At 62.5% G+C, this 1,140-nt stretch carries 2 protein-coding genes; both read left to right on the top strand.

What is annotated here, in order from left to right; genetic code table 11:
• Window positions 1-571: DUF2291 domain-containing protein (locus EN925_RS36830; protein WP_164894708.1), on the top strand; the 571-nt coding region annotated here is incomplete at its 5' end.
• Window positions 568-1,140, top strand: a 573-nt coding sequence (locus EN925_RS36825; protein WP_164894707.1) for an ATP-binding cassette domain-containing protein, incomplete at its 3' end; no start/stop codon positions are given. The genes EN925_RS36830 and EN925_RS36825, both read left to right, overlap by 4 nt.

The following is a 1,140-nucleotide window of genomic DNA, read 5'->3' as shown; positions in this document are numbered from 1 at the left end:
GCTCGGCGCCATGGCGCTCGATACCAAGGTGGTCAGGATAGGGTCGGCAGGCGACGTTCGCAGCGCCGTGTTTTCCGCCGTTGACTACGGCAAGTCGGAATTTCCCAAGGTGCAGGCCGATGTCGAGGCCCGCGCCGCCGACGCGGTGACGGTGGCGACGGCGATTGCCAAGGACAGGGCAACGGCGGAAAAGGAATACGGTGTGCCTGCGGGCGTCGGACCGGTCATTTCAGTCAAGTTCACCGGCGTCGTCGGCGAAGGAAAATCTGGCATCTACAAAGTCGCCGTCGACGGCGTACCCGATACGTTGATGATCCGCGTGCAGACGGGACCGGCGATCAACGGGACGGAACTGCGTGACGCCACGGGCAAGATCACATTCGGCCAGTTCACCAACCAGATTGAGTACCAGGACGCCGGTTCGGCGCTGAACAATGAGATGAAGAAGGAAGTCCTGGCCAAGGTCGATACGAGCACCTTGACCGGCAAGACCATATCGGTGGTCGGCGCATTCAAGCTGGTCAACCCGAAGAGCTGGCTCGTCACCCCCGTGAGGCTGGACGTCAAATGAAACCGGCTGCCGACACCGGACCCGCGACTGGCGACGCCGTGCTTTCGGCGCGCAACATCGTCATGTCGTATGGCGGCGTCCATGCGCTCAAGGGCGTCAATTTCGACATCCATCGCGGCAAGGTCACCACGCTGTTCGGAGAGAATGGCGCCGGCAAGTCGACGCTGATGAAGATCCTCTCCGGCGTGGTCACGCCGACATCCGGCGACATCGTGCTCGACGGCAATCTCGTCAGCTTTTCTTCGTCCTCGGACGCGCGCGATCGCGGCATCTCGATCATCCACCAGGAACTCAGCCTGGCGCCCAACCTCAGCGTTCGCGACAACATCTTCATGGGCCGCGAACTGCGCACCAGGACCGGCCTCGACTTCGCCGAGGAGCAACGCCAGGCGCGCGCTCTGATGGCTGATCTCGAAGAGGACATCGATCCGATGACCCTGGTCGAGGATCTGCGCCTCGGCCAACAGCAGATCGTCGAGATCGCCCGGGCACTGTCGGTCGATTCGCGCATCCTCATCATGGACGAGCCGACCTCCGCGCTCAGCGCAACCGAGGTGGAAGTTCTGTTC

The organism is Mesorhizobium sp. M7A.F.Ca.US.006.04.2.1 (genome assembly GCF_004022915.1).
Lineage (GTDB): Bacteria > Pseudomonadota > Alphaproteobacteria > Rhizobiales > Rhizobiaceae > Mesorhizobium > Mesorhizobium ciceri.
This window is presented reverse-complemented; position numbering and strand designations above follow the sequence as displayed.